This is a genomic window from Azospirillum sp. Marseille-Q6669, assembly GCF_965111635.1.
This window is the reverse complement of sequence record NZ_CBCOOP010000006.1, coordinates 579,327-604,190: the sequence shown is the minus strand read 5'-3', so window position 1 is coordinate 604,190 and position 24,864 is coordinate 579,327. Positions and strand designations below refer to the sequence as shown.

Genomic DNA, 24,864 nt, shown 5'->3' with positions numbered 1-24,864 from the left:
CGATGACCGAACCCCTGCTGCGCGTGGACGGGCTGAAGACCCATTTCCTCACCCGCGCCGGCACCGTGAAGGCGGTGGACGGGGTGAGCCTGACGCTCGCCCGCGGCGAGATCCTCGGGCTGGTCGGCGAATCCGGTTCCGGCAAGTCGGTGACCGGGCAATCCATCCTCGGCCTTGTCGATCCGCCGGGACGGGTGGTCGGCGGACGGGTGCTGTTCCAGGGCGAGGATCTGGTGGGCGCCGGGGAGAAGCGGCTGCGCGCCATCCGCGGGCGGCGCATCGCCATGATCTTCCAGGACCCGATGATGACCTTGAACCCGGTGCTGAGCATCGGCACGCAGATGGTCGAGGCCGTGCGGGCTCATGACAAGGTCAGCCGGGCGGAAGCGTGGGAGCGCTCGCGCCGGGCGCTGGCCCGCGTCGGCATCGCCTCGCCCGACGAGCGGCTGGCCGCCTACCCGCACCAGTTCTCCGGCGGGATGCGCCAGCGCGTCGCCATCGCCATCGCGCTGCTGCACTCGCCGGACCTGATCATCGCCGACGAGCCGACCACCGCGCTCGACGTCACCATCCAGGCGCAGATCCTGTTCGAGGTGCAGAAGCTCTGCCGCGAAACGGGAACGGCGCTGATCTGGGTTACCCACGACCTCGCCGTCGTGTCGGCGCTGGCCGACCGGGTGGCGGTGATGTATGCCGGCCGGGTGGTGGAAACCGGGACGGTGGCCGAGATCATCGGCAACCCGCGCCACCCCTACACCCGCGGCCTGCTGGAGTCGGTGCCCAGCCGCAACCGGCGCGGCGTGCCGCTGCGCTCCATCCCCGGCATGACCCCCTCCGTCCTCGACCTGCCGGAGGGCTGCGCCTTCCGCCCGCGCTGCGACCGGTCCACCGGAGCCTGTACAGCGATGCCGGAGTTGAGCGGCGAGCGGGAGGACCGCGCCTGGCGCTGCTGGAACCCCGTCGCGGCCGAAGCGCGGGGAGACGCCGCATGACCGCTGCTCCGATCATCGAGCTCAACGGGCTGACCAAACGCTTCGCGCGAAAGCTGGACGTGGTGGAGCGTTTCGCCCGGCGGCTGGGAGCCGCCATCGACGACCGGGCGGTGCAGGCGGTCAGCGGCGTCGACCTGTCCATCGCCGAGGGCGAGGTGGTCGGGCTGGTCGGCGAATCCGGCTGCGGCAAGAGCACGCTGGGCCGTATGGTCGCCGGCATCCTGCCGCCCAGCGCCGGCACCCTGCGCTGGCGCGGCCGCGACTTGCGGGAGCTGTCCCCGGCCGACCGCCACCACGCAAACCTGAAGATCCAGATGGTCTTCCAGGACCCCATGGCCTCGCTCAACCCGCGCCTGCGCGTGGCCGATATCGTCGGGGAGGCGCCGGTGGTCCACGGGCTGGTCCCGCGGCGCGAGGCGGAGGAGTATGTGGCCGCGACGCTCCGGCAGGTCGGGCTGGACCCCGCCTATCTGCGGCGCTACCCGCACCAGTTCTCCGGCGGGCAGAGGCAGCGCATCGGCATCGCCCGCGCGCTGGCGGTGAAGCCGGACGTGCTGGTCTGCGACGAGTCCGTCGCGGCGCTGGACGTGTCGATCCAGGCGCAGATCATCAATCTCTTCATGCGCCTGCGCAAAGAGCTGTCGCTGACCTATCTCTTCATCAGCCACGACCTGGGCGTCGTGGAACACATTTCCGACCGCACCGCGATCATGTATCTTGGACGGATCGTGGAGTTGGCCCCGACACCGGAGCTGTTCGACAAACCCAATCATCCCTATGCCAAGGCGCTGTTGGACGAGGCGCCGCGCGTGTCCGTGGAGAAGCGGCGGTTCGCGCCGATCCGCGGAGAGATTCCATCGCCCCTCAACCCGCCGTCGGGCTGCGCCTTTCACCCGCGCTGCCTGCACGCGATGCCACGTTGTTCGGCGGAACGTCCGGCCCTGCGCGAGATCGCGCCTCGGCGCTGGTCCGCCTGCCATCTGAACGAAACCACAGGTCCATGATGCCCGCACCCGATCCCGCCGGTCCTTCCGCGTGCAGCCCGCGCACGCTGGAGCTGCTGCGCGACCTGATCGCCTTCGACACGACCAGCCGCAACTCCAACCTCGACCTGATCCACTACATCCGCGACCATCTCGGGGCGCTGGGCGTGTCCAGCACGCTGGTGTTCAACGAGGAGCGGACCAAGGCCAACCTCTATGCCACCATCGGCCCGATGGACCGCGGCGGCGTCTGCCTGTCCGGCCACACCGACGTGGTGCCGGTGGATGACCAGGACTGGTCCAGCGATCCCTTCACCCTGACGGAGCGCGACGGCAAGCTGTTCGGGCGCGGCACGGCGGACATGAAGGGCTTCATCGCGGCGGCGCTGGCGATGGCGCCGGACTTCCTGGCCGCCAACCTGACGACCCCGGTCCATTACGCCTTCTCCTACGACGAGGAGTTGGGCTGCCTCGGCGTGCCCGGCCTGCTGACCCAACTCGCTGGGATGGCAGTCAAGCCGCGCCTGTGCATCGTCGGGGAGCCGACGCGGATGCGGGTGATCGTCGGCCATAAGGGAAAGGTGGCGCTGCGCTGCCGCGTCCACGGCCACGCCTGCCACTCCTCGCTCGCCCCGCAGGGGGTGAACGCTGTGGAATACGCGGCGGAGCTGGTGTCATTCCTGCGCGGCATGGGCCGCCGCTTCGCCGAGCAGGGGCCGTTCGACCACGATTACGACGTGCCCTTCACCACGGTGCACACCGGGGTGATGGAGGGCGGCACGGCCCGCAACATCGTCCCCTCGGACGCCTCCTTCGAGTTCGAGATCCGGCATCTCGCCGACCATCCCGTCGCGCCGATGCTGAAGGAACTGCGGGACTTCGCCAAGACGCTGGAACCGGAGATGCGCGCCGTCCGCCCCGATGCCGGCTTCTCCTGGGAGACCCTGTCGGACAGCCCGGCGCTCGATACCCCGCCGGATTCGGAGGAGGTGACGCTGGTCAAGAACCTCGCCGAGCAGAACGGCCATGGCAAGGTGGCCTTCGGCACGGAGGGCGCGCTGTTCACCAGCATCGCCAACATCCCCGCCGTGGTCTGCGGCCCCGGCGACATCGAGCAGGCCCACAAGCCCGACGAGTATGTGGAGCTGAGCGAACTCGCCCGCGCCGAGCGTTTCCTGCACCGGCTGAGGGACGCCGCGAAGAAGGGCCTGTAATGCAAAAGGGCCGGAGCATTGCCGCTCCGGCCCCCTTCACAATGTCCCCGGACCGTTGCGCTTCGCCGGTCAGTGGACCTCCACGCTGACGATGGCCGGCAGGGTGCGCAGGAAGTCAGCACCCGTGTCGGTCGCCTCGACGACGAGGTGGCCGCAGCGGTCGTGCCCGCGCAGGCGGGCCTCCGCGCCCATGCCGGCGGTGCGCAGCACCTCCGACAGGTCGGACACCGCGGTGCGGACCCAGGCCCGATGCTCGGCCAAGCTCTTGTACGCCGTTGCTTCGGAGTGATTCAGGGTAACGGTAAAGGTGTGCAGCTCGATGGTCATAAGAGCTCCGGAATGAACCGATTGTTCTGGGACAAGCTCAGTGTTTGACGCTGTTCGAGCATCCGCTCCGCCCCAACCGGACGGTGTGTGAAAACAAGCTGGAAAGGGACGTGCGGACACTTGCCGGTTGGCGGATTGAATCCGGGGATCAGCCGATCGGCGAAAAGGGTCCCTTTCGATTTGGGGAGCAAACAAACCGTAGTGTAATCGAAACCGGCGGCCGATGCTTGTGATATCGTGGGAACGCTGCTCTGCACAAAGCGCGCTCACAGGCGCGAAAGAGGAGCGCAAAAGGGTTAGCCCCGGCACACCCCCCTGCGCTTCGCGGTTCCTTCAGAGCGCCCTCAATCCAGGAAGATGTCCGGCGCCAGCGGTGCACCCGGCCTGACCGCATAGGGCTCCAGGTCGGTCACGCCTTCCTCCGCCAGCGCCTCGTCGTCGATGAAGAAGTGGCCGGTGCAGGTCCTGGCGTCGCGGGTCAGGATGGCGTGGGCGGCGTCGGCCAGGATCTCCGGCTTGCGGCAATTGTCAAACTCGGCGGCGCCCTTCAGCATGGCGATGGCCGCCGTGCCGATGATTGTGCGCGGCCACAGGGAATTCACCCCGACCTTCCCGCGGAACTCGGCGCTCATGCCCAGCGTGCACAGGCTCATCGCGTATTTGGCGATGGTGTAGGCGGTGTGGTGCTGGAACCAGCGCGGATTGAGGTTCAGCGGCGGCGACAGGGTCAGGATGTGCGGGTTCTCGGCCCTCAGCAGATGCGGCAGGCAGGCCTGGGAACAGGCGAAGGTGCCTCGCCCGTTGACCCCCATCATCAGGTCCCAGCGCTTCAGCGGGGTGTCCAGCGTGCCGGTCAGGCTGATCGCGCTGGCGTTGTTGACCAGGATGTCGATGCCGCCGAACGCCTCCACCGTGCGGACCACCGCCTCGGCCACCTGGGCGTCGTCGCGGATGTCGCAGAGGATCGGCAGAGCCTTGCCACCGGCGGCCTCGACCTCCTCCGCGGCGGAGAAGATGGTGCCGGGCAGCTTGGGGTGGGGCTCCGACGTCTTGGCGGCGATGACGACGTTGGCGCCGTCGCGGGCGGCGCGCAGCGCGATTGCCTTACCGATGCCGCGGCTGGCGCCGGTGATGAACAGGGTCTTGCCCCTCAGCGTGCGCGCGTCCGTCATGTCGCTTCCCTCCCCATGGTTCTTCCGCCGCTGCCGGCCGGTTGTCGGCGATGCTACCACACATTCCCGGGGCGCCGTCCAGACGCAAGCGTCATTTAATTGACCTATGCGTCAATGCATCTACCCCGTCTAGACTGCGCTTGCCCCTCTCGTTCGGGAGTTCCGGCCGGTGCGCCGTCACATCCTCGCCCTCGCGCTGATCCTCGGCTCCACGCCCGCCTTCGCGCAGGCAGTGGCGCAGCACCTGTTCTTCGAGGCCGTGCCCATGGGCGCCCCGCCCAATGTGTCCTACGAGGCGCGGCAGCGCCTGACCGAGCGCGCCCGGACCGAACTGCTGCCCGCCATCCTCGACGCCGCCGGCCTGGATGGAGCGGGCACGGCCGCCGACCTGCGGATGGGCGGCTACGGGCTCCGGACCAACCCGTCGCTTCACCTGACCCTGTGGCTGGAGGACGGTCCCGCCGACCGTCTGGCCGGGGCAATCGCCTGGAGCCTCGAACAGGACAGCGTCCTGGTGGCCGATTTCGACAGCACCGACGGCGCTACCGGCTACGCCCTGGTCCGCTTTCCCGCCGGCAGCTTGACGCCGGACCGCGCCCAGCGCTTCTTCCTCGCCGCCGCGGCGGAGCATGAGGGGCTCGGCGGCGGCTATACCGCCTTCGGCGACACGCTGCTGTTCCTCAACCTGCGCGGCGACGACGGGACGCCCTACAGCGGCCTCCCCGACGAGGCCTTCACGGAGTTTTTGCGCCGCGCCGCCGACGCCTTCTCTGGTGCGGTCCTGGCGGCGACCGGGCGCGCCGACGCGCGGCTCGTCCTCCAGCCGCCCCAGCCCGACAGCCCTGCCCTCGCCCCGCTGCGGGCGTGGCACGCGGCGCTGGTGTCCGAAACCCTGACCGCCGAGCCCGCCCGATGACAAGCCATCTCTCCCGCCGCTCCGTCCTGGCGCTGGGCGCCGCCGGCCTCGCCACGCTCGCCGCTCCGGCGCGGTCGCAGGAGTTCACGCCCGGGCTGCTGTACGCGGTCGGGCAGAAGTTCGACAAGAGCTTCAACGAGGGCGCCTTCACCGGGGCGGAGCGGTTCAAGGAGGCCACCGGGGTCGCCTACCGCGACTATCTGCCGGCCAGCACGGCGCAGTTCGATCAGGCGGTGGCCGCCCTGCTGCGCCGCGGCGTGACCGACCTCGCGCTGATCGGCTTCTACTACGCCGCCCCGCTGGCCAGCCTCGCGCCGAGGCACCCCGCCGTCCGCTTCACCCTGGTCGATGCGGTGGTGGAGGCGCCGAACGTCCAGTCCGTGACCTTCAAGGAGCAGGAGGGGTCCTTTCTCGTCGGCATGCTGGCGGCCATGGCCTCACGGACGGGGAAGGTCGGCTTCATCGGGGCGCTGGACATCCCGCTGATCCGCAAATTCATCGCCGGCTTCCAGCAGGGCGCCCGCCACGCCCGGCCGGACATCGGCCTGCTGGTCAATTTCGTCGGCACCACCCCCGCCGCCTTCAACGACCCGACCACCGGGGCGGAGGTGGCGAAGGCCCAGTTCCAGCGCGGCGCCGACGTGGTGTTCGCCGGAGCCGGCGTGTCCAACTTCGGCATCTTCGCGGCGGCCAAGGACGACGGGCGCCTCGCAATCGGGGTGGACAGCAACCAGAACCACCTCTACCCCGGCACCATCCTGACCTCGATGCTGAAGCGGGTGGATCTGGCGGTGGAGCGCGCCTTTGGGGAGGGACGCAGCGGCGCCTGGACCCCCGGCCCGCGCGCCCTCGGGCTGGCCGAGCGCGGCGTCGATTACGCGCTGGACGACAACAACCGCGCGCTGGTCACCCCCGCCATGAAGGGTCGGCTGGAGGAAGCACGCGAGGCCATCATCCAGGGCCGCATCCGGGTGGCCGACGCCGTGTAGGCGCCCACTCAGGCGTACTGCGGCTCGACCCCGACGGCGAAGCTCAGGTCGGCGCCGCGCAGCGTTTCCGCCGTGGCGCGGACGCGCGTCAGGTCGGTGCCGTGCAGAATCGCGCGGGCGAGGCTGGTGTCGCGCAGGTCGGCGCCGGTCAGGCTGGCCTCGGCGAGGTTGGTCGGCCACAGGCGGCTGCCGTCCCCGGCGAGGTCCACCGGGCGCAGCCGCGCCCGCCACAGCTTGGCCCCCGCCAGATTGGCACCGCGCAGGTTGCAGCCGGACAGGTCGGCGCTGGTGAAGTCCGCCTCGCGCAGGTCGCAGTAGGACAGATCCGCCATGACCAGCTTCGCCCCGGAAAAGTCCGCCCCGCGCAGCCCGCAGAAGCGCATCACGCTGCCGGCCAGCAGCTGGTTGGCGAAGTTGTAGCCGCGCAGGTCGACGCGCTGCATCTCCAGCCGCAGGCCGGCGGCGGCGTTGCGCTCGACCCAGAGCTGGTGCGCGGAAATGCTGTCGGCCATCCGCCCGGCGAGGCTGACCAGCCCGGTGCCGTCGACGTCGATGCCACGCCGCTCCAGCGTCTGGCGCAACTCGTCGTCCAGCCGGGCGCCGCACAGCAGGGCGCCCTGCATCTCCACCCGCTCCATCACCGCGCCGATCAGGTTGGCGCCGATCAGGATGGTTCCGGTCATGTCGCTGCCGGAAAAGGTCGCCCCGGCCATGTCGCAGCCGGAAAAGTCGCACTGCGCCAGACGGGCGTCGGACAGGATGGCGCGGGCCATCTTGGACCCGATGAAGGTGGTGCTGCCGTCGGCGTTGCCCGCTGGCTTGCGTTCGTCCGCCCCCAGCATCATACCCTTGCGCAGGTCGGCGCCGCGCAGGTTGGCCTCCTCCATCAAGGCGCCCTCCACCCGCGCGCCGCGCAGGTCGGCACCTTCCAGCGACGCGCCGGTGAGGTCGGCCTTGGACAGGTCGGCGCCGAACAGGTCGGTGCGCGACAGAACGGCCCCCGACAGCCGGGCGCTGTTCAGGTTCGCCCCGCTGAGCTTGGCGCCGCTGAGGTTGATGCGGCGCAGCCCCAGGCCCGACAAATTGTGAAAGCTGAGGTCGGCGCAGCGCCCCTTCATGCTGGGGTCGCGCGTCAGCCATTGCTGATGCTTGACCAGCGCGTTGCGGATCGCCCTCAGATATCGCTCTTCCACGTGCGACGCCTCCGCGCCGTCCAGCCGTTTCCGCCGGCATCGCACGCCGGTTGAACGATCGGGACCCTTGCCACGCTGGGATGTTACCAGAGCCGCCTGGAAAAAGCGAAAGCCCTGGTTTGTCCGGCCTCAGCGCAGCGTGTCGGCCAGCAGCGCGCCGCGCGACGCCATCATGTAGAGCCCCATGTGATGCGCCGGCTCCTGCGGGTGGGCCATAGTCTCCGGAAGGCCGAGGTCCCGCGCCGTCTCCGCCGGCAGGTCGTAGGTGGCGCAGCCCGGCTCGTAGACCACAACATCCTTCAGCGTCGGCATCATGCCGTGGTTGCGCGCGGACAGCAGGGTCAGGACGAAATCCATCACGCACACGTCGGTGCAGATGCCCACCGTGACGACCGACACCAGCCGGTTGCCGTTGACCCAGTCCACCAGCCGGTTGCGCCCGGCCTTGCCATCCGCGTCCAGTTCGGTCGCGCCGATGAAGAAATTGATGCAGTCCTTGGCGATGAGGGTCGCCGAGGACTCCGACTCGAGCCAAGCCAGTTCGGACACCAGCTCGTCATGGCCGGTGCCGATCAGGCAGTGCGGGGGATAGGGCGGCTCCGGCTTGTCCGGGGCGTGGCGGTCCAGCGAGACGCAGATCGGCCAGCCGGCCCCGGCGAAGCGGCGGGCCAGACGGTCCGTCTCGGCGATCATGCGGTCGACCTGGGCGTTCGCCGCCGCCGGGGCGAGCGGACCGCAACCAACGGCGGCGAACCCCTTCACCTCGTCGATGATCACCAGACCAGTGCCTCCGGCGGGCATCGCGTAATCGCCGAGCGCCACCGGAAAGGTGCGGCGGATGGTGTCCAGCGCCTCGTCGCTGCGAGTCATCAGGTCCAGCATGGGTGCTCCCATTCAAATGGTGGAAGTGTCAGTCCTGTGACCGGAGGTGCACAACATTTCAGGACTGTGTCCAAGCACTGCGACATTGTGGCCGAACGCTTGCGCATGGGTCCGAAAAGATCAATGGAATTCAGCCGGATCGACTGTTTGTTGCAACCGCGAGACATATTCCTGTCTGCATTCGGCGCACCGTGCGACGGAATACCGCGGTGCCAAGCCGTGAAACCCGGTCCTCAATAAAGGGGACGCGAAGCTTCCGCCGCAACCATAAGGTACACCAATGGTTTTATCGGCCGAGTTCCTGGGCATGCTTCTGCTGGTCACCAGCGCCGCGGCGCTCGGCCTGTCCATCGTCATCGACGTCGGGCAGATCACGTCGGAGAAGGCGCGCCAGACCATGATGATGCGCCAGCACGACCGGAAGAAGACGGCGCTGGGCGAATGGACCCGCAAGCTGGAGCAGCGGCAGGAGGAAATGACCGCCTTCCAGGCCCGCACCACCGAATGCAACGGGCGACGGCAGAAGGCGCTGTCGGAGATCCGGGCGCTGGAACTGACCAAGGTGGAGTTCGTGCATGAGTTGGGCGACGGCGAGGAAGCCGGTTGTTTCTGGGTCCGGCTGACCGTGCAGGACGAGTTCCCCTCCATCGAACGGCGCGACGTGATCTTCGCCCGCCAGATCTGGAGCTATCCGAACGTCGCCCATGTCTGGACCTATTCCGTCGATCAGGCGGCGGCGATGGCGCGCGTCGCCTTCACCGTGAAGAACGGCGTCCTGCCGACCATGGTCGTCCCGCTCGCCCAGGCACCCGACCCCGACGCGGAAGGAGCGTCCGCATGACCGGGATGATGCTCTATCTCAGCCTCGGGCTGATGGTGCTGACGGTGCTGTCCAACCGCTACTGGCGGCGGCAGTTGGAAGGTCTGCGGCAGGGCCAGCTGCGCATCCGCGAGAAGATGGAGGAGGTCGGGAAGGACGTGGAGGACATCGCCACCGTCTATTCCCAGGTCACCCAGAAGCACGCCGAGGCCGAGAAGCGCGCCTTGAAGGCGGAGCAGGACATGCAGGCCGCCCTGAACGAACTGGAGGCGAGGCAGACCGCGCCGGTCGCGCGCTATCACGTGTTCGACCGCTCCGAACCCCGCCCGGGCCGGTTCTGGGAAGCCGCGGTGCGTCATGTGCCGAGCGACGCCACCGTGATGACCGGTCAGCGCGGCTGGGTGGGCATCCGCCGCTGTCTCCTGACCGCCGAAACGGAACGGGAGGTGCGCGAGCGCGTCAGCGCCCGATACCCGCGCAAAGCCGGATTTCAGGTGTTGGAGGTGGTGCCCTGCCGGGTCGCCGGCCTGTCGGTGAATCGCATCCCCGAACTCAGCACCTTCCGCCGCTCCGCCCCGCCGGAGGAAGCCGCGCGGCCTCCCCGCCGGGCCGCCGGCGGCCGTTGACGAGCATCCGGCCCGCGGGAATTGGGCGGCGCCCCTCCCCGCAGGCCGGATGCATCATCAGTGTTTCCGCCTCAGCAGTATTTGCGCAGCATCTCGCGGACCTTGTCCGCCATGTCCGGACGCCGCAGCGCGTGGGCCAGCGTGGCTTCGATGAAACCGACCTTGTCGCCGCAGTCGTAGCGGGTGCCTTCGAAGCGCAGGCCGTGGAAAGGCTGCGTGCCGATCAGCTTGGCCATGGCGTCAGTCAGCTGGATCTCGTTGCCGGCGCCGCGCTGCTGCTTCTCCAGATGGTCGAACACCTCCGGCTGCAGGATATAGCGGCCGATGATCGACAGGGTGGAGGGCGCCTCTTCCGGCTTCGGCTTCTCGACGAGGCCGCGCACGGTGGCCAAGCGGCCGTCGTCCTTCTCGACATCCAGGATGCCGTAGCTGCTGGTCCGCTCGCGCGGGACGTCCACGACGGCAACGACGTTGCCGCCCACCTCGTTGTAGGCGTCGACCATCTGCTTCAGGCAGGGGGTGTCGCCCTGGACGAAATCGTCGGGCAGGACAATGGCGAAGGGGTCGTTGCCGATCACCGCCCGCGCGCACCACACCGCGTGGCCGAGGCCCAGCGGGACCTGCTGGCGCGTGTAGAAGCAGCGGCCCGGGGCGATCTCGCTGTCGCGCACCACTTCGAGGGCGTCCAGCTTGCCGCGCTCCTCAAGGGTGCGGTTCAGTTCCGTGTCGGCGTCGAAATGGTCTTCGATGGCGCGTTTGCTGCGGCCGGTGACGAACACGAAATCCTCGATGCCGGCGGCCCGCGCCTCTTCCACGGCATGTTGAAGCAGAGGCCGGTCGACCAAAGGCAGCATTTCCTTCGGAATCGCCTTGGTGGCCGGCAGAAAGCGCGTACCGAGACCGGCGACGGGGAACACCACCTTGCGCACAGGCTTTCGCATTGGGGTTCTCTTGTGGTTGCTTGAGGAAATACTTCGAATATGGAGACGATTCGCAGGTTTGCAAAACGCTCGTCCAGCTTTCTGCCACAGGCAATTCGGTGACGCAACTCCCCTTCCGTAACCCGGCAAAAGGTTAGTTGCGCAGCAGCAAATCCTTCGCTTGGTTGATCTTGGCCGCCAAATAGGTGGACCCCCCATGATCTGGGTGCACTTTCATCATCAGCCGTCGGTGAGCGTCCTTTACCTGTTCGGGTGTGGCTCCGGGCGACAACCCCAAAATATCATAGGCCTCGTCGCGGGTCATAGAACCGCTCCCATGACCGCCGCCACTGTCCTTGGAACCGGGATTGTTCGCATCCCCAGCGGATTGTTCTTCAGCGGTCTGCCAGCCGGGATGGGCACGCTCCATCCACGCTTCCAACACGGAGGCTGATTGCGGATCGTCGCGCCGGCAATCGTCCAGCAGAGCCAGCAATTGCCCCAGGGTCAGCGACTCCAGCGTCCGCCCGCGCCACGGCCCGTGCAGCACCTCCCCCGCCATCGCCCCGGTGTCGTGCTGCAGCGTCATCCGCAGATAGAGCGTCTCGATCTGCGAGGTCTGCCCTCCCCCCGAGGAGGTTCCATAGGACGACGGACGGAAGGCGTCGCGCAGCGTCCGCCAACGCGTCAGCAGCGGAAAGGCCAATGCCCCCAGCATCATGGCGGTGCCCAACCGTCCGGTCAGAGTCAGGACGACGACCGTCACGGCCGCCAGCGCAATGCCGCCATAGCGCACCGCCGTAGCCAGCGTCCGCGGGTCCGCGGACACGAAGACGCGGGCCAGCATGGCAAGGCCGGCCACCAGCGCGATGCCCAGGAGGAAAAACCCAAACATCCCGCTCTGCCCCATCTCTAGACGAATCCTGCCTTATGATGCATGGGTTTGGCCCCCGCGTCCCCCCTGACCACTCCCGAGTTGGTTGGTGAGCAGCCGAATCGAGTCGCCCCGCCCGCGGCTGTAATGCTCCAAAGCCGCCCGGCCGCCCGCCGCGTAGACGGCGACCGCGCTCAGCAGGTCCCGCAGCTGTTGAGCGGACGAGCCGTCAAACGGGCAATAGGCGCCGCCGCTCAGCCGCGCGATGGTCTGGAAGGCGCGCTTGGCGATCAGATCCCCGCGCTCGTGGAAGATGAAGACAGGGACGCCAAGCAGCCCCAACTGGCCCGCCTGATGGGCGAGCTGATCGACATCCTCCTCCATGCAGTCGCCGACGAAGACCAGCGCGTTGACCTTGCGGTCCCGCGTCTGCTTGATGCAGTGACCCAGGACACGGGCGATCTGGGTCTGGCCGGCCATGCAGGACACCGCGGTCATTCGCCGCAACAGGTCCTGCGCGTTGCCGACCCAGGGGCTGGCCTGGCATTCGCGGAATCCACGGTAATAGACGAGCTGGATGTCCAGCCCGCCCAGCGCGGAGGTCGCCTGGAACATCTCGCCCTGGATCTGACAAGCGCGGTCCCAGGTCGGCTCGCGGCTGGCCGTGGCGTCCATGGCGAACATCAACCGCCCGCGCGGCCCTCCCGTTGCCCGGGGAAGGGCGGCCACACGGCTCAGGAAATCGTCCACCTCGCTCTGGGTGGACCGCTGCTGCGCCGGCAGATTGTCGCGTTCACCCATCGCCCGCATCCCTTTGCCACGGTGATTCGTCATTCCGTAAAGATGGGCGGCGAGGCGGCATGGGTCCAGACTTGTCCACGGCGACTTGTCCACGGTGCCGCCCGTTGGGCAACAGGCTGTGCGCCGATAGGGTTCCGCGGTACGAAACCGCCGGCGGGCTTGCCCCTCCCTCCTTGCCGTGCTTGGGTGGCACCCATGAGCGACGCCGGTCCCACCTTCACCCCCGCCACGCTGCGCGCCCGAATCCTGCACGAGGACGCGGACGTTTTCATCATCGACAAGCCCGCCGGGCTGGCCGTGCACAAGGCCGGGCGGATCACCGACCATCTCGACCTCTACCTGCCTTTCCTGGCGGAGGAGGACGGCACGCCGCCGCGGCTGGCCCACCGGCTGGACCGCGACACGGCGGGCTGCCTCGTTCTCGGCCGGTCGCTCTGGGCGTTGAAGCGGATGGGCGACATGTTCGCCGCCGGCCATGTCGAGAAGACCTACTGGGCGGTCAGCGAGGGCATCCCCGAGGAGGCGGAGGGGGTCATCGACTACCCGTTGCTGAAACTGCTGATCCCCGGCGCCTGGAACATCGTGACGCACCCCACCGGCCAGCCCGCCGTCACCCAATATAGGGTGCTGGGAACCGGCAACGGGCGGGCGTGGCTGGAACTGCGGCCACGGACCGGGCGCACGCATCAGCTGCGCGTCCACAGCGCGGCCATCAGCTGCCCACTGGTGGGAGAGCCCTATTACGGTCCGGTGCGTGTGCCGCCGGGGAACCTGCATCTGCTGGCGCGGTCGGTCACCTTCACCATGGCCTTCGACCGCGAACCGGTCACCGCCGTGGCGCCGCCCCCGCCGCACATGCGGGACGCGCTGACCGCCTGCGGCTGGACGGAACAAAGCGGGACGTAACAGTCAGCGCCCGACCTCGGTGACGCCGTCGGCCAGCCAGACCATGCGGCCAAGCTCCGCGTCGCCGCCGCGCAGGGCCTTGCCCTTGGCGACCACCGTCCGTCCGGTGTTGTCCTGGATCGGCCCGCGGAAGACGGCGGCGTTGCCGTTGGCGAGCTGCATGCGCGCCGCGTCGGCGTGGGCCCGCGCCTCCACCCCCACGGCCGGGCCATAGGCGGTGTTGCGGACGAAGCCCTGGTCGAAGCCGCCCTGGCGCAGATGCTTCCACGGCTTTCCCGCGGCGATCAGCGCGACGGTCTCGGCGTAGGCCTTCTCCCAGGCCCATTCGGCCCCGGTCAGGAAGCCTTGCGGCGCGAAGGCTGACAGGTCGGTGTGCAGGCCGCAGCACAGGATGCCGTGGGCCTCCGCCACCTCGCACACCGGGCGCGCCCCGTCGAGCTGAGCGGCCAGCACGTCGGCCCCGCCGTCGGCCAGCGCGCGTGCGGCCTCCGCGACCTGCCATGGCGTCGCCGCCTCGCCGACGAAGGCGACGCGCAGCGCGGTGGCGGAATCGGCGCGTCGGGCGCCCAGCGCGAAGGCGTTCACGCAGCGCAGCACTTCCGGCGCCGGGTGGGAGGCGACGAGGCCGATCGTTTTGGCCCGGCTGGCGTAGCCCGCGACGAGGCCGGAGATGTGCTGCGCTTCCTCCAGATAGCCTTCGAAGAAGCCGGTGTTGATGGGGAGGCGGTCGCGGTCCAGCGGCGCGCCGGAAAACAGGAACACCGTGTCGCGGTGGGCATCGGCCTGGGCCAGCAGCCCCGGCAGGGCGTCGCCCGCGGCGGTGACGATGACGATCCGGCAGCCCTGGGGGCCGACCAGCTCCTCCGCCGTCGCAGCCAGCGTCCCGGCAGCGTGCTCCCGCTCCTCAAGCCGCAGGCCGGGCAGACCGATCAGGGCGCGGGCGGCCTCCGCATGGGCATGGTTGAAGCCGAAATCCGTGCGGTCCCCGCAATAGAGGACGCCGACGCCCAGGTCGGGCGATTCAGGGGCGGACGATGCCGAGGGTGCCGATTGCCCGAACGCCCGGGGCGCCGCCAGAAGCATGGTCGCGGCCCCGAAGGCGCCCCCGAAAGCCCGGAGGACATCCCGGCGGTTATGGGTCAATGTCTTCATGCCCGCCTCCCGATGACGGGGGACTATAACCTCCGGAAGGCGGCCGAACCAAGCAATTCGCCTCAATTCCCGCCCCGGGGACGGTCCGAAGCCTCAAAGATCCGGCTTTGGAAGCGGAATTGGCGCCCCGTCCGGCCATGTCAGCAGATGGCTGGCGCAGCGGCGGCAATCACTGCTCCCGAAGCCGGGAACCGGCACCGGCAGGCCGGACAGCGCCGCGACCAAGGCACATTCGTCGCCGCCGGGAACGGTCCAGGAGCCGAGCATCCGGCCCGCCGCGGTCAGCCGGTCGACGTGCCAGCGCTCCGGCTTGTCCCGACGGAAATGGCGCCCGACCCGCCCCCGCAGGCCTCCCGGCCCCCGCGCGCTGCCGCAATAAAGGTAGCGGCCGGGCGGCAGCACGCGTTCCGGCTTGCCGGGCAGGCGAAGGGTGAGGTCCCGCTCCAGCGCGATCAGCAGCACATAGGCGCCGGGCTCTGGCGGCAGGGTGTCGGGGCGGTCGTGGAATTGCGGATCGGACGGCATGGCGGCACCAGTCTAGCCCCGCCGGGGCGCCGGGGCAGCTGTGCTAATCGGGCCTTTCGCCCCAGCGCCACGCTCTGCTATCACGCCCGCATCATGTCCCTGCTCGACCCGCTGTTCCGCCAGCATCTCGACCGCCTCGACCAGCGCCACACGCGCCGCTCCCTGCTGCCCGTGCGCCCGGAGGGGGCGGGACGCATCCGGCGCGGCGGACGGACGCTGCTGAACTTCTCCAGCAACGACTATCTCGGCCTCGCCTCCCACCCCCTGCTGGTGGAGCGCGCCGGCGAGTGGGCGCAGCGCTGGGGTGCCGGAGCCACTGCGTCGCGCCTCGTCTGCGGCACGCTGGAGCTTCATGCGGAGGTCGAGGCGAAGCTCGCCCGGCTGAAGGGCACGGAGGCGGCGCTTCTGTTCAATTCCGGCTGGCAGGCCAACGCCGCCATCCTGCCCGCGCTGTTCGACCGCGAACTGTTGGGTGGCGATGCGCTGGTCTTCACCGACCGGCTGAACCACGCCAGCCTGCATCACGGCTGTGCCGCCGCCGGGGTGCGGCAGATCCGCTTCCGCCACAACGACCTCGACCATCTGGACAGCCTGCTGGCCCAGCGCACGGGGGAGCCGGGCACGCGCTTCATCGTCACGGAGAGCGTCTTCAGCATGGACGGTGACCGCGCCGACGTGCCGGCGCTGGCCGCTCTGGCGGAGCGGCACGGCGCCTTCCTGTTCCTCGACGAGGCGCACGCGACCGGCGTGCTCGGCCCGCGCGGGATGGGGCTGGCGGCGCTGGGCGAGGGGCGCGTGGACCTCGCCATGGGCACCTTCAGCAAGGCGCTGGGCGGCTTCGGCGCCTATGTGGCGGGGTCGAGGGCGCTCTGCGACTATCTGGTGAACCGCTGCGGCGGGCTGATCTACGCCACCGCCCTGCCGCCCGCCGTGCTGGGGGCGATGGACGCGGCCCTCGACCTCGTGCCGACGCTGGACGCCGAGCGCGCCCGGCTCCAAGCCATGGCCGAACGGCTGCGCGCTGCCTTCGACGGGCTGGGCATCGCCACCGCGGGGTCGAGCACGCAGATCGTCCCGGCCATCACCGGAGCGGAGGAGGATGCGCTGGCGCTCAGCCGGCGGTTGGAGGAGCGCGGCATCCTGGGCATCGCCATCCGCCCGCCGACCGTGCCGCCGGGCACCAGCCGCCTGCGCTTCGCCCTGTCTGCCGCCCACACGGACGCCGACCTGGACGCCTTGACGGACGCGCTGGCCGACGCCTGGAGCCGGCGATGACCGCGCCGCTGTTGGTCTTCGTCCATGGCTGGGGGTTCGGCACCGCCCTCTGGGACGGTGTGCGGGACGCCCTTCCGAATGGGGAGAGCGTGGCGGTGGATCTCGGCTTCTACGGCCCACCGTCGCTTCCCGAGCGTCCTGCCGGGCGCCCCATTGTCGCGGTCGGCCATTCTTTCGGAGGGCTGTGGCTGCTGCACGAGCGGCCCTTCGCCTGGGACGGGCTGGTGCTGGTCAATGGCTTCCCGCGCTTCACCGAGGGCGACGGCTTCGCTCCCGCCACGCCGCGCCGGCTGCTGGACCGCATGATCGCGCGCTTCGACGCCGCACCGGAGGCGGTGACCGCGGACTTCCTGCGCCGCTGCGGCTGCGAAGCTCCGCCGCCGGAAGGACTGGACGCGGCCCGGCTGGGCGAGGCCCTGCGGGCGTTGCGCGACTGGGACGCCCGCGCTGCGCTCACCGGCCCGGTGTTGGCCCTGGCGGGAGCGCAGGACCCCATCGTCCCGCCGGCCATGACCGAACAGGCGTTTCGCAACCACTCTGTCCCTCGTCCCTCCGGGGAGAGGGTGACGCCGAAGGCGCCGGGTGAGGGGGTTCTCGGGGAACCGGACGATCAGGCATTGCGCACCCCCCTCACCCTAACCCTCTCCCCAGAGGGGAGAGGGAATGGCGGATACCATGGGGTTTCGGTCGAGTGGTACCCGGACGGCGGGCATCTGCTGCCGCTGACCGCGCCGGGCTGGTGCGCCGAGCGGATCGCCGCTTTCGCCGCCGGGCTTTCACGATGACCGCCGACCCGCGCAAGGCCGCCATCGCCGCCGCCTTCGGCAAGGCCGCCCCCTGTTACGAGGAGCACGCCGCCGTGCAGCGCGCCGCGGCGGAGCGTTTGGCGGAGCGCGTCGCCCGCCTGCCCTTGCCGCCCCGCCCCCGCGTGCTGGAGATCGGCTGCGGCACCGGCTTCCTCAGTCGCGCCCTGCGCGAGCGGATCGGACCGGCGGACTGGCTGCTCACCGACCTGTCGCCGGACATGCTGGCGCGCTGCCGCGCCGCATTGGGCGACCCGACCGATTCCGAGTTCCGGATCATGGACGGGGAACAGCCGGACCTCGACGGCCCCTTCGACCTGCCCTTCGACCTGATCGTCTCCAGCCTCGCCCTGCAATGGTTCCGCGACCCCGCCGCCGCCTTGGCGCACTGGGTGGGGCTGCTGGCGCCGGGAGGGCGCATCGCCGTCGCAACATTGGCCGCCGACAGCTTCCGCGAATGGCGGGAGGCCCACCATGCGCTCGGGCTGGAGGCTGGGATTCCGCCTACCCCACCCGCCACGCCCTCGACCGGCTGTGGCCCACCGGCGGCGCGGGATCGGTCGAGGAGGAGCGGCTGCTCCGCCATCACGCCGACGGGCTGGAGTTCCTGGCCGAACTGAAGGGCATCGGCGCCCATCTGCCGGCGGAGGGCCGCCGCCCCCTGCCTCCGGGCGCCCTGCGCCGCGTGCTGCGCCGGCTGGAACGGCCGGAAGGACTGATCATGACCCATCACATCGCCTACGGCCTGTTCCGCAAGGACGGCGCCCAGCCCCGCGGGGTGTTCGTCACCGGCACCGACACCGGCGTCGGCAAGACGCTGGTCTCCGCCGTGCTCGCGCGGGCCTGGGACGCCGCCTATTGGAAGCCCCTGCAAACCGGCCTGAAGGACGAACCGGGCGACACCCCCACCGTCGCCTCCCTCGCCGCCCTGCCCGCGGAGCGCGTCCACCCGCCGGCTTGCGCGCTGGCGGAGCCGCTGTCCCCCCACGCCGCGGCGGAGCTGGAGGGCGTCGCCATCGACGCCGGCGCCCTGGCTCTGCCCGACACCGACCGCCCGCTGGTGGTGGAGGGGGCCGGCGGGCTGATGGTGCCGGTGACGGAGGACGTCTTCATCATCGACCTGATCGCCCGCTTCGGCCTGCCGGTGGTGCTGGTGGCGCGCAGCACGCTCGGCACCATCAACCACACGCTGCTCAGCCTGGAGGCGCTGCGGGCGCGCGGGCTGGCGGTGGCCGGGGTGGTGCTGAACGGCCCGCCCAACCCCGGCAACCGCGCCGCCATCGAGCGGTTCGGCAAGGTCCGCGTCCTGGCCGAGATTCCCACGCTCGACCAAATCGACGCCGAAACCGTCGCCGAGGTGGCGGCCCTCATCCCTTCCTTCGACAGCGTGTTTCCATGACCGATACCATCGCCCTGGATCGCCGCCACGTCTGGCACCCCTTCACCCAGGCGCAGACCGCGCCGGAGCCGCTGGCCGTCACCCACGGCAAGGGGGTCAGCCTGTTCACCGAGGACGGGCGGGAAATCCTGGACCTCATCTCCTCCTGGTGGGTGAACCTGCACGGCCACGCCCACCCGGCCATCGCCGGGGCCATCGCGGAACAGGCCCACCGGCTGGAGCAGGTGATCTTCGCCGACTTCACCCACAGCCCCGCCGCGCGCCTCGCCGCCCGGCTGGCCGAGGTGCTGCCGGGAAATCTCGACCGCGTCTTCTACTCCGACAACGGCTCGACCGCGGTGGAGGTGGCGCTGAAGCTCGCCTGGCAGTACTGGCGCAACAACGGCGAGGGCCAGCGCCGCCGCTTCCTCGCCTTCGAGGGCAGCTACCACGGCGACACCTTTGGCGCGATGGCGGCGGGGGTCGGCTCCGGCTTCTACGAGCCGTTCCAGGAGTTGCTGTTCGCCGTCGACCGCATGCCCTACCCGGCCACCTGGGACGGCGACCCGGAGGTCGCGGCGAAGGAGGCCGCGGCGCTGGACTGGCTCGACCGCTGGCTGGCCGCCAACGGGACGGAGATGGTCGCCGTCATCATCGAACCGCTGGTCCAGGGCGCGTCCGGCATGCGCTTCTGCCGGCCGGAGTTCCTGCGGGCCATGGCGGCGCGGGTGCGGGCGGCGGGCGGTCTGGTGATCTTCGACGAGGTGATGACCGGCTTCGGCCGCACCGGCGCCCTGTTCGCCAGCCAGAAGGCCGGAGTCGCCCCGGACCTGATCTGCCTGTCCAAGGGACTGACCGGCGGTTTCCTGCCGCTGTCGGTCACCGCCTGCGGCGCTTCGATCTACGAGGCGTTCCTCGGCGCCGGCTTCGACCGGGCCTTCGCCCACGGCCACAGCTTCACCGCCAACCCGCTGGGCTGCGCCGCCGCCTTGGCTTCGCTGGAGCTGACCACCTCGGCGGAAACCGCCGCCAACCTCGCGCGCATCGAGAAGCGGCACCGCGCCGCCATCGCCGACTTGTCTCGGCACCCGAAGCTGTCGCGCGGGCGCGTCCTGGGCACCATCGCCGCCATCGAGGTGACCGACGCGCAGGGCTACACCGCCGCGGTCGGGCAGACGCTGAAGCGCTTCTTCCTGGAGCGGGGATTGCTGCTGCGCCCGCTCGGCCCCGTGATATACCTTCTGCCGCCCTACTGCGTGACGGACGGGCAGTTGGACCGCGCCTACGCCGCGATCCGCGACGCCGCCGATACCCTTCTCTGATTCGCTTTCCCCCGAGGACCGACCATGCCCGACACCGCCATGCAGACCGCGGACTCCACCTCTACCACCATCGCCCGGCGCTGGAGCCGCGAGGACATCCTGGCCCTGTTCGAGCTGCCCTTCATGGAGCTGCTGCACCGCGCCCACGAGACGCACCGCCAGCACCACGACCCGAACAAGGTCCAGCTCTCCACCCTGCTGAACATCAAGACCGGCGGCTGCCAGGAGGATTGCAAATACTGCGCGCAGAGCGTGAAGTACGACACCGGCGTCGAGGCGGAGAAGCTGCTCGACCGCGCCCAGGTGCGCGCCGCCGCGGAGAAGGCCAAGAAGGCGGGCGCCGGCCGCTTCTGCATGGGTGCTGCGTGGCGTGAGCTGAAGGACCGCGACGTCGAGAAGCTGGCGAACATCGTCCGCGACGTGAAGGACCTGGGGCTGGAAGCCTGCATGACGCTGGGCATGCTGACCCGCCCGCAGGCCGACGCGTTGAAGGACGCAGGCCTCGACTACTACAATCACAACCTCGACACGTCGGAGGAGTTCTACGAGCAGATCGTCTCCACCCACAGCTACCGCGACCGGCTGGACACGCTGGCCAACGTCCGCGACGCCGGGCTGAAGGTCTGTTCCGGCGGCATCGTCGGGCTGGGGGAGAGCCGGGTGGACCGCGCCGGACTGCTGGAGACTCTGGCGAACCTGTCGCCGCAGCCGGAAAGCGTGCCGATCAACAAGCTGGTGTCGGTCGCCGGCACCCCGCTGGGCGACGTCGACGCGCTGGACGCCTTCGAGTTCATCCGCACCATCGCGGTCGCCCGCATCCTGATGCCGCGTTCCTACGTCCGCCTATCGGCGGGCCGCCGCTCGCTCAGCGACGAGGGTCAGGCGCTCTGTTTCTACGCCGGCGCGAACTCCATCTTCTATGGCGACAAGCTGCTGACCACCGGCAACCCGGAGCATGAGGCCGACCGGCGGCTGTTCGACCGGCTGGGGCTGGAGGCCGACGGCGGCGCCCATTGACGCGCCGGCGTCCCCGGCCCCCGCGCAAGAAACGCCAAGGGGGAGGACGCCGAGCATGGACGACATCGCCGCCAAAGCACCCAAGACCCACTACACCTCGGCCGAGGTCACGGCCCTGTCGCACCTCTACAGGGCCGAGATCTACCGCAGCACCGTCTGGCGCACGCGGCTGGACGCCACCACCAACTGGGCGGTGGTGACCACCGGCATCGCCCTGTCGCTGACCTTCAGCAGCGCCACCGCCTCCCCCCTGCCGCTGGTGCTGGTGGGGCTTCTGGTCGCCGTGTTCCTCTACATCGAGGCGCGGCGCTACCGCTTCTTCGACTTCTGGCGAATCCGCGCCCATGTGCTGGAGCTGTATTTCCTCGGCCCGATACTGCGCGGCCAGGGCGATCAGTTCGCCCGGGGCTGGAACGAGACGCTGTTCCAGGACTACCAGAACCCCAACCTGCATATCACCTACCTGGAGGCGGTGGGCCGCCGGCTCCGGCGGAACTACGGCTGGATCTTCCTGATCCAGGTGGTGGCCTATCTGGGCAAGCTGATGATCCACCCGGTCCCGCTGTCGAGCCTGGACGAGCTGTTCGCGCGGGCGACCATCGGGCCGGTGCCGGGGGAGATCGTCCTGCTCTGCGGCCTCGCTTTCCACGGCACCTGGATGGCCATCGCCTTCCGGACCTTCCGCAGCCGCCGCGGCGCCGACCGCGAACGCCCGCCGCCGCCGGCCACCGACGCCGTTCTGGATCTTGCCCGCGGTCCGTGAGGGCCGCGGCGGATTTCCCTTTTTGCGCAAGGGATAAGGAGTAGTTTTCCGTCCGACCTGCCTCTTTTGCGCGCCGTGGCATAAATGGGATCAGCACCGTCGCGCTCACGCTATGCAACGGATCGTCTTGTGTTCTCCTTCCGCGGGGGGCTAGAAGGGGCTCCATCGGATGCGGTTGCGCGGTCATACCAGAAGGACACCCGTTCGCCGGGCTGATCTTCACCGGTTCCCCGCACAGCCGACGGCCGGACGACCATAGAGGTGAACGAGGATTTCACGATGGCGAGCCAGGGCGAGAACAAGTGGGTTTACTGCTTCGGTGCCGATGCCACCGAAGGCCGGGCGGACATGAAGAACCTGCTCGGCGGCAAGGGAGCCAATCTGGCCGAGATGGCCAATCTGGGCCTCCCGGTTCCTCCGGGTTTCACCATCACAACCGAGGTCTGCACCTATTTCTATGCCAACGGCCGCAACTATCCGCCGGAGCTGAAGGCCCAGGTGGACGCCGCGGTCAAGCAGCTGGAGCAGGCCATGGGCGCCACCTTCGGCGATCCGGCCAACCCGCTGCTGGTCTCGGTGCGCTCCGGCGCCCGCGCCTCCATGCCGGGCATGATGGACACGGTGCTGAATCTCGGCCTGAACGACGCGACCGCCGCCGGCCTCGCCAAGCGCTCGGGCGACGCCCGATTCGCCTACGACAGCTACCGCCGCTTCATCCAGATGTACTCGAACGTGGTGCTGGACGTTGACCACCACCACTTCGAGGAGATCCTGGACAACCACAAGCGCGACAAGAACCACAACCTCGACACCGACCTGAGCGCCGCCGACTGGCAGGCCGTCATCGAGGACTATAAGAAGGCCGTCGAGCACGAACTCGGCAAGCCCTTCCCGCAGGACGTGCAGGAGCAGCTGTGGGGCGCCGTCGGCGCCGTGTTCGGCTCCTGGATGAACGCCCGCGCGATTACCTACCGCAAGCTGCACGACATCCCCGCCGACTGGGGCACCGCCGTCAACGTGCAGTGCATGGTGTTCGGCAACATGGGCAACGACTGCGCCACCGGCGTGGCCTTCACCCGCAACCCGTCCACCGGCGAGAACGCCTTCTACGGCGAATACCTCGTCAACGCCCAGGGCGAAGACGTGGTGGCCGGCATCCGCACGCCGCAGCACCTGACCATCGCCGGCAAGGAGGCCAACAAGTCCGACCTGCCCGCCATGGAAGAGGTCATGCCGGAGGTCTTCAACCAGCTCAATGAGGTCCGCCTCACGCTGGAGAAGCACTACCGCGACATGCAGGACATCGAGTTCACGGTCCAGCAGAACAAGCTGTTCATGCTGCAGACCCGCAATGGCAAGCGCACCGCCCCGGCGGCGCTGAAGATCGCCGTCGATCTGGCCGACGAAGGCCTGATCGACAAGGCCGAGGCCGTGCGCCGCATCGATCCGGCCTCGCTCGACCAGCTCCTCCACCCGACGCTGGACCCGAAGGCGGAGCGCAAGGTCATCGCCAAGGGCCTGCCGGCGTCGCCGGGTGCGGCCTCGGGCAAGGTCGTCTTCACCGCCGACGAGGCGGAGACGCTGGCCGGCCAGGGCGAGGCGGTCATCCTCTGCCGCGTCGAGACCTCTCCGGAAGACATCCACGGCATGCACGCCGCCCGCGGCATCCTGACCACCCGCGGCGGCATGACCAGCCACGCCGCCGTGGTGGCCCGCGGCATGGGCCGCGCCTGCGTGTCGGGCGCCGGTGACCTGCGCGTGGACTACAAGTCCAGGACCATGTCGGTCCGCGGCGTCACCATCAAGGAAGGCGACATCGTCACCATCGACGGTTCGACCGGCGAGGTGATGCTGGGCGAGGTGCCGACGATCCAGCCGGAGCTGTCGGGCGACTTCGCCACGCTGATGGGCTGGGCCGATTCGCTGCGCCGCATGAAGATCCGCACCAACGCGGAGACCCCGCTGGACGCCCGCACCGCGCGGAAGTTCGGCGCGGAGGGCATTGGCCTGTCGCGCACCGAGCACATGTTCTTCGACCCGGACCGCATCCTGGCGGTGCGCGAGATGATCCTGGCGGAGAGCGAAGCCGGCCGCCGCGCCGCTCTGGCCAAGCTGGAGCCCTTCCAGAAGAAGGACTTCGCCGAGCTGTTCACGATCATGTCGGGCCTGCCGGTGACCATCCGCCTGCTCGACCCGCCGCTGCACGAGTTCCTGCCCAACACCGAGGCGGAGATGGCGGAGGTCGCCAAGGCCACCGGCACCGACCAGCTCAAGGTGAACCACCGCGTGGTGCAGCTCCACGAGGCCAACCCGATGCTGGGCCATCGCGGCTGCCGCCTGGGCATCACCTACCCCGAGATCTACGAGATGCAGGCCCGCGCCATCTTCAGCGCGGTCGCCGAGGTCTCCCAGACCACGGGCGAGACGGTGATGCCGGAGGTCATGATCCCGCTCATCGGCACCAAGAAGGAGCTGGACATCCTCAAGGCCGTCGTCGACCGCGTTGCCAAGGAGGTCATGGACTCGACCGGCGTCACGTTCGAGTACATGGTCGGCACCATGATCGAGCTGCCGCGCGCCGCGCTGAAGGCCGGTGAGATCGCCGAGACGGCGGAATTCTTCTCCTACGGCACCAACGACCTGACCCAGACCACCTTCGGCCTGTCGCGCGACGACGCCGGCGCCTTCCTGCCGGAGTACCAGCGCCAGGGCATTCTGGAGCACGACCCGTTCCAGACGCTGGACCAGGACGGCGTCGGCGAGCTGATCGCCATCGCCACGGAACGCGGCCGCAAGGTTCGTCCGAACATCAAGCTCGGCATCTGCGGCGAGCATGGCGGCGACCCGGCCTCCATCTCCTTCTGCGAGAAGGTCGGGCTGGATTACGTGTCCTGTTCGCCCTACCGCGTGCCGATCGCCCGTCTGGCCGCCGCCCAGGCGGCGCTCGACGCCGACACGGTGAAGCGCGACTGACCGGTACCCGACGACGCGAAGGCCCCCACCCCTGGGGGCCT

Annotated in this window: 25 protein-coding genes; 16 read left to right on the top strand and 9 right to left on the bottom strand. The window is 69.5% G+C overall.

All coding sequences use genetic code 11. From position 1 onward, the window contains the following. The first annotated feature begins 2 nt into the window (after positions 1 to 2). From ACWPXE_RS31345 to argE, 3 genes are read left to right on the top strand one after another with little or no spacing between them, the layout of a single operon-like run. Positions 3 to 992: an ABC transporter ATP-binding protein gene (locus ACWPXE_RS31345; protein WP_454020949.1), complete on the top strand. Its 990-nt coding sequence runs from the start codon at positions 3 to 5 to the stop codon at positions 990 to 992. Continuing rightward, entirely contained in the window at positions 989 to 1,996 is a 1,008-nt protein-coding gene (locus tag ACWPXE_RS31340; RefSeq protein WP_454020948.1) for an ABC transporter ATP-binding protein, read from the top strand. The genes ACWPXE_RS31345 and ACWPXE_RS31340 overlap by 4 nt, the downstream gene beginning before the upstream one ends. Further along, positions 1,993 to 3,189: an acetylornithine deacetylase gene (gene argE, locus ACWPXE_RS31335; RefSeq protein ID WP_454020947.1), complete on the top strand. Its 1,197-nt coding sequence runs from the start codon at positions 1,993 to 1,995 to the stop codon at positions 3,187 to 3,189. Before ACWPXE_RS31340 ends, argE begins: the two co-directional genes overlap by 4 nt. A 69-nt stretch (positions 3,190 to 3,258) precedes the next feature. On the opposite strand, the gene ACWPXE_RS31330 is transcribed toward argE, so the two are convergent. Both ACWPXE_RS31330 and ACWPXE_RS31325 read right to left on the bottom strand, forming a co-directional pair. Next, complete coding sequence (locus tag ACWPXE_RS31330; protein WP_014199902.1) at positions 3,259 to 3,516, bottom strand: hypothetical protein; 258 nt, start codon at positions 3,514 to 3,516, stop codon at positions 3,259 to 3,261. A 344-nt stretch (positions 3,517 to 3,860) separates the two neighbouring features. Then, positions 3,861 to 4,688 (bottom strand): SDR family oxidoreductase, encoded by an 828-nt coding sequence (locus tag ACWPXE_RS31325; RefSeq protein WP_454020946.1) that lies wholly within the window; start codon positions 4,686 to 4,688, stop codon positions 3,861 to 3,863. A 169-nt stretch (positions 4,689 to 4,857) separates the two neighbouring features. Here ACWPXE_RS31325 and ACWPXE_RS31320 point away from each other — a divergent pair, with 169 nt between their 5' ends. Continuing rightward, on the top strand, positions 4,858 to 5,604 hold the full coding sequence (locus ACWPXE_RS31320; protein WP_454020945.1) for a hypothetical protein: 747 nt from the start codon (positions 4,858 to 4,860) through the stop codon (positions 5,602 to 5,604). After that, positions 5,601 to 6,593 carry a BMP family lipoprotein gene (locus tag ACWPXE_RS31315; RefSeq protein WP_454020944.1) on the top strand — a complete coding sequence of 331 codons (993 nt, stop codon included), beginning with the start codon at positions 5,601 to 5,603 and terminating at the stop codon, positions 6,591 to 6,593. The genes ACWPXE_RS31320 and ACWPXE_RS31315 overlap by 4 nt, the downstream gene beginning before the upstream one ends. A gap of 8 nt (positions 6,594 to 6,601) precedes the next feature. On the opposite strand, the gene ACWPXE_RS31310 is transcribed toward ACWPXE_RS31315, so the two are convergent. Together ACWPXE_RS31310 and ACWPXE_RS31305 are read right to left on the bottom strand one after the other, a co-directional pair. Then, a complete protein-coding gene (locus ACWPXE_RS31310) occupies positions 6,602 to 7,786 on the bottom strand; it encodes a pentapeptide repeat-containing protein (protein WP_454020943.1) in 1,185 nt (394 codons plus the stop codon). A gap of 129 nt (positions 7,787 to 7,915) precedes the next feature. Then, a complete protein-coding gene (locus tag ACWPXE_RS31305; RefSeq protein ID WP_454020942.1) occupies positions 7,916 to 8,668 on the bottom strand; it encodes an isochorismatase family protein in 753 nt (250 codons plus the stop codon). Positions 8,669 to 8,948: 280 nt separating this feature from the next. Here ACWPXE_RS31305 and ACWPXE_RS31300 point away from each other — a divergent pair, with 280 nt between their 5' ends. Both ACWPXE_RS31300 and ACWPXE_RS31295 read left to right on the top strand, forming a co-directional pair. Then, entirely contained in the window at positions 8,949 to 9,509 is a 561-nt protein-coding gene (locus ACWPXE_RS31300; protein ID WP_237907957.1) for a hypothetical protein, read from the top strand. Continuing rightward, positions 9,506 to 10,114 (top strand): hypothetical protein, encoded by a 609-nt coding sequence (locus tag ACWPXE_RS31295; protein WP_454020941.1) that lies wholly within the window; start codon positions 9,506 to 9,508, stop codon positions 10,112 to 10,114. The genes ACWPXE_RS31300 and ACWPXE_RS31295 overlap by 4 nt, the downstream gene beginning before the upstream one ends. A gap of 71 nt (positions 10,115 to 10,185) precedes the next feature. On the opposite strand, the gene galU is transcribed toward ACWPXE_RS31295, so the two are convergent. The 3 genes from galU to ACWPXE_RS31280 form a co-directional block, all read right to left on the bottom strand. Continuing rightward, the gene (gene galU, locus ACWPXE_RS31290) at positions 10,186 to 11,055 is read right to left on the bottom strand and encodes a UTP--glucose-1-phosphate uridylyltransferase GalU (protein ID WP_454020940.1); all 870 of its coding nucleotides are present in this window, start codon (positions 11,053 to 11,055) and stop codon (positions 10,186 to 10,188) included. Between the two features lie 133 nt (positions 11,056 to 11,188). Next, positions 11,189 to 11,944 carry a DnaJ domain-containing protein gene (locus ACWPXE_RS31285; protein WP_454020939.1) on the bottom strand — a complete coding sequence of 252 codons (756 nt, stop codon included), beginning with the start codon at positions 11,942 to 11,944 and terminating at the stop codon, positions 11,189 to 11,191. A gap of 18 nt (positions 11,945 to 11,962) precedes the next feature. Continuing rightward, positions 11,963 to 12,709, bottom strand: a complete 747-nt coding sequence (locus tag ACWPXE_RS31280; RefSeq protein ID WP_454020938.1) for a VWA domain-containing protein — start codon at positions 12,707 to 12,709, stop codon at positions 11,963 to 11,965. 195 nt (positions 12,710 to 12,904) lie between these two features. On the opposite strand from ACWPXE_RS31280, the gene ACWPXE_RS31275 reads away from it, so the two are divergent. Beyond that, positions 12,905 to 13,615, top strand: a complete 711-nt coding sequence (locus ACWPXE_RS31275) for an RluA family pseudouridine synthase (protein ID WP_454020937.1) — start codon at positions 12,905 to 12,907, stop codon at positions 13,613 to 13,615. A 3-nt stretch (positions 13,616 to 13,618) separates the two neighbouring features. On the opposite strand, the gene ACWPXE_RS31270 is transcribed toward ACWPXE_RS31275, so the two are convergent. Beyond that, positions 13,619 to 14,767, bottom strand: a complete 1,149-nt coding sequence (locus tag ACWPXE_RS31270) for a BMP family ABC transporter substrate-binding protein (protein ID WP_454020936.1) — start codon at positions 14,765 to 14,767, stop codon at positions 13,619 to 13,621. Positions 14,768 to 14,860: 93 nt separating this feature from the next. Next, positions 14,861 to 15,292: a GIY-YIG nuclease family protein gene (locus ACWPXE_RS31265; protein WP_454020935.1), complete on the bottom strand. Its 432-nt coding sequence runs from the start codon at positions 15,290 to 15,292 to the stop codon at positions 14,861 to 14,863. 93 nt (positions 15,293 to 15,385) lie between these two features. On the opposite strand from ACWPXE_RS31265, the gene bioF reads away from it, so the two are divergent. From bioF to ppdK, 8 genes are all read left to right on the top strand, one after another. Beyond that, the gene (bioF, locus tag ACWPXE_RS31260; protein ID WP_454020934.1) at positions 15,386 to 16,567 is read left to right on the top strand and encodes an 8-amino-7-oxononanoate synthase; all 1,182 of its coding nucleotides are present in this window, start codon (positions 15,386 to 15,388) and stop codon (positions 16,565 to 16,567) included. Then, positions 16,564 to 17,352, top strand: a complete 789-nt coding sequence (locus ACWPXE_RS31255; protein ID WP_454020933.1) for an alpha/beta fold hydrolase — start codon at positions 16,564 to 16,566, stop codon at positions 17,350 to 17,352. The genes bioF and ACWPXE_RS31255 overlap by 4 nt, the downstream gene beginning before the upstream one ends. Beyond that, complete coding sequence (locus ACWPXE_RS31250) at positions 17,349 to 17,990, top strand: methyltransferase (RefSeq protein WP_454020932.1); 642 nt, start codon at positions 17,349 to 17,351, stop codon at positions 17,988 to 17,990. The genes ACWPXE_RS31255 and ACWPXE_RS31250 overlap by 4 nt, the downstream gene beginning before the upstream one ends. 101 nt (positions 17,991 to 18,091) lie before the next feature. Then, on the top strand, positions 18,092 to 18,769 hold the full coding sequence (bioD, locus tag ACWPXE_RS31245; RefSeq protein WP_454020985.1) for a dethiobiotin synthase: 678 nt from the start codon (positions 18,092 to 18,094) through the stop codon (positions 18,767 to 18,769). Continuing rightward, on the top strand, positions 18,766 to 20,070 hold the full coding sequence (bioA, locus tag ACWPXE_RS31240) for an adenosylmethionine--8-amino-7-oxononanoate transaminase (protein WP_454020931.1): 1,305 nt from the start codon (positions 18,766 to 18,768) through the stop codon (positions 20,068 to 20,070). Before bioD ends, bioA begins: the two co-directional genes overlap by 4 nt. A 24-nt stretch (positions 20,071 to 20,094) precedes the next feature. After that, positions 20,095 to 21,087, top strand: a complete 993-nt coding sequence (bioB, locus tag ACWPXE_RS31235; RefSeq protein WP_454020930.1) for a biotin synthase BioB — start codon at positions 20,095 to 20,097, stop codon at positions 21,085 to 21,087. Between the two features lie 55 nt (positions 21,088 to 21,142). Further along, the gene (locus ACWPXE_RS31230; RefSeq protein WP_149166239.1) at positions 21,143 to 21,850 is read left to right on the top strand and encodes a DUF2270 domain-containing protein; all 708 of its coding nucleotides are present in this window, start codon (positions 21,143 to 21,145) and stop codon (positions 21,848 to 21,850) included. Between the two features lie 279 nt (positions 21,851 to 22,129). Then, entirely contained in the window at positions 22,130 to 24,823 is a 2,694-nt protein-coding gene (gene ppdK / locus ACWPXE_RS31225) for a pyruvate, phosphate dikinase (RefSeq protein ID WP_454020984.1), read from the top strand. Positions 24,824 to 24,864: the final 41 nt, after the last annotated feature.

Excerpts from the sequence above, each read along its gene's own strand:
- ACWPXE_RS31345 (WP_454020949.1), top strand. The coding sequence starts at position 3 with ATGACCGAACCCCTGCTGCGCGTGGACGGGCTGAAGACCCATTTCCTC.
- ACWPXE_RS31340 (WP_454020948.1), top strand. The coding sequence starts at position 989 with ATGACCGCTGCTCCGATCATCGAGCTCAACGGGCTGACCAAACGCTTC.
- argE (WP_454020947.1), top strand. The coding sequence starts at position 1,993 with ATGATGCCCGCACCCGATCCCGCCGGTCCTTCCGCGTGCAGCCCGCGC.
- ACWPXE_RS31330 (WP_014199902.1), bottom strand. The coding sequence starts at position 3,516 with ATGACCATCGAGCTGCACACCTTTACCGTTACCCTGAATCACTCCGAA.
- ACWPXE_RS31325 (WP_454020946.1), bottom strand. The coding sequence starts at position 4,688 with ATGACGGACGCGCGCACGCTGAGGGGCAAGACCCTGTTCATCACCGGC.
- ACWPXE_RS31315 (WP_454020944.1), top strand. The coding sequence starts at position 5,601 with ATGACAAGCCATCTCTCCCGCCGCTCCGTCCTGGCGCTGGGCGCCGCC.
- ACWPXE_RS31305 (WP_454020942.1), bottom strand. The coding sequence starts at position 8,668 with ATGCTGGACCTGATGACTCGCAGCGACGAGGCGCTGGACACCATCCGC.
- ACWPXE_RS31300 (WP_237907957.1), top strand. The coding sequence starts at position 8,949 with ATGGTTTTATCGGCCGAGTTCCTGGGCATGCTTCTGCTGGTCACCAGC.
- ACWPXE_RS31295 (WP_454020941.1), top strand. The coding sequence starts at position 9,506 with ATGACCGGGATGATGCTCTATCTCAGCCTCGGGCTGATGGTGCTGACG.
- galU (WP_454020940.1), bottom strand. The coding sequence starts at position 11,055 with ATGCGAAAGCCTGTGCGCAAGGTGGTGTTCCCCGTCGCCGGTCTCGGT.
- ACWPXE_RS31285 (WP_454020939.1), bottom strand. The coding sequence starts at position 11,944 with ATGGGGCAGAGCGGGATGTTTGGGTTTTTCCTCCTGGGCATCGCGCTG.
- ACWPXE_RS31280 (WP_454020938.1), bottom strand. The coding sequence starts at position 12,709 with ATGGGTGAACGCGACAATCTGCCGGCGCAGCAGCGGTCCACCCAGAGC.
- ACWPXE_RS31275 (WP_454020937.1), top strand. The coding sequence starts at position 12,905 with ATGAGCGACGCCGGTCCCACCTTCACCCCCGCCACGCTGCGCGCCCGA.
- ACWPXE_RS31270 (WP_454020936.1), bottom strand. The coding sequence starts at position 14,767 with ATGAAGACATTGACCCATAACCGCCGGGATGTCCTCCGGGCTTTCGGG.
- ACWPXE_RS31265 (WP_454020935.1), bottom strand. The coding sequence starts at position 15,292 with ATGCCGTCCGATCCGCAATTCCACGACCGCCCCGACACCCTGCCGCCA.
- bioF (WP_454020934.1), top strand. The coding sequence starts at position 15,386 with ATGTCCCTGCTCGACCCGCTGTTCCGCCAGCATCTCGACCGCCTCGAC.
- ACWPXE_RS31255 (WP_454020933.1), top strand. The coding sequence starts at position 16,564 with ATGACCGCGCCGCTGTTGGTCTTCGTCCATGGCTGGGGGTTCGGCACC.
- ACWPXE_RS31250 (WP_454020932.1), top strand. The coding sequence starts at position 17,349 with ATGACCGCCGACCCGCGCAAGGCCGCCATCGCCGCCGCCTTCGGCAAG.
- bioD (WP_454020985.1), top strand. The coding sequence starts at position 18,092 with ATGACCCATCACATCGCCTACGGCCTGTTCCGCAAGGACGGCGCCCAG.
- bioA (WP_454020931.1), top strand. The coding sequence starts at position 18,766 with ATGACCGATACCATCGCCCTGGATCGCCGCCACGTCTGGCACCCCTTC.
- bioB (WP_454020930.1), top strand. The coding sequence starts at position 20,095 with ATGCCCGACACCGCCATGCAGACCGCGGACTCCACCTCTACCACCATC.
- ACWPXE_RS31230 (WP_149166239.1), top strand. The coding sequence starts at position 21,143 with ATGGACGACATCGCCGCCAAAGCACCCAAGACCCACTACACCTCGGCC.
- ppdK (WP_454020984.1), top strand. The coding sequence starts at position 22,130 with ATGGCGAGCCAGGGCGAGAACAAGTGGGTTTACTGCTTCGGTGCCGAT.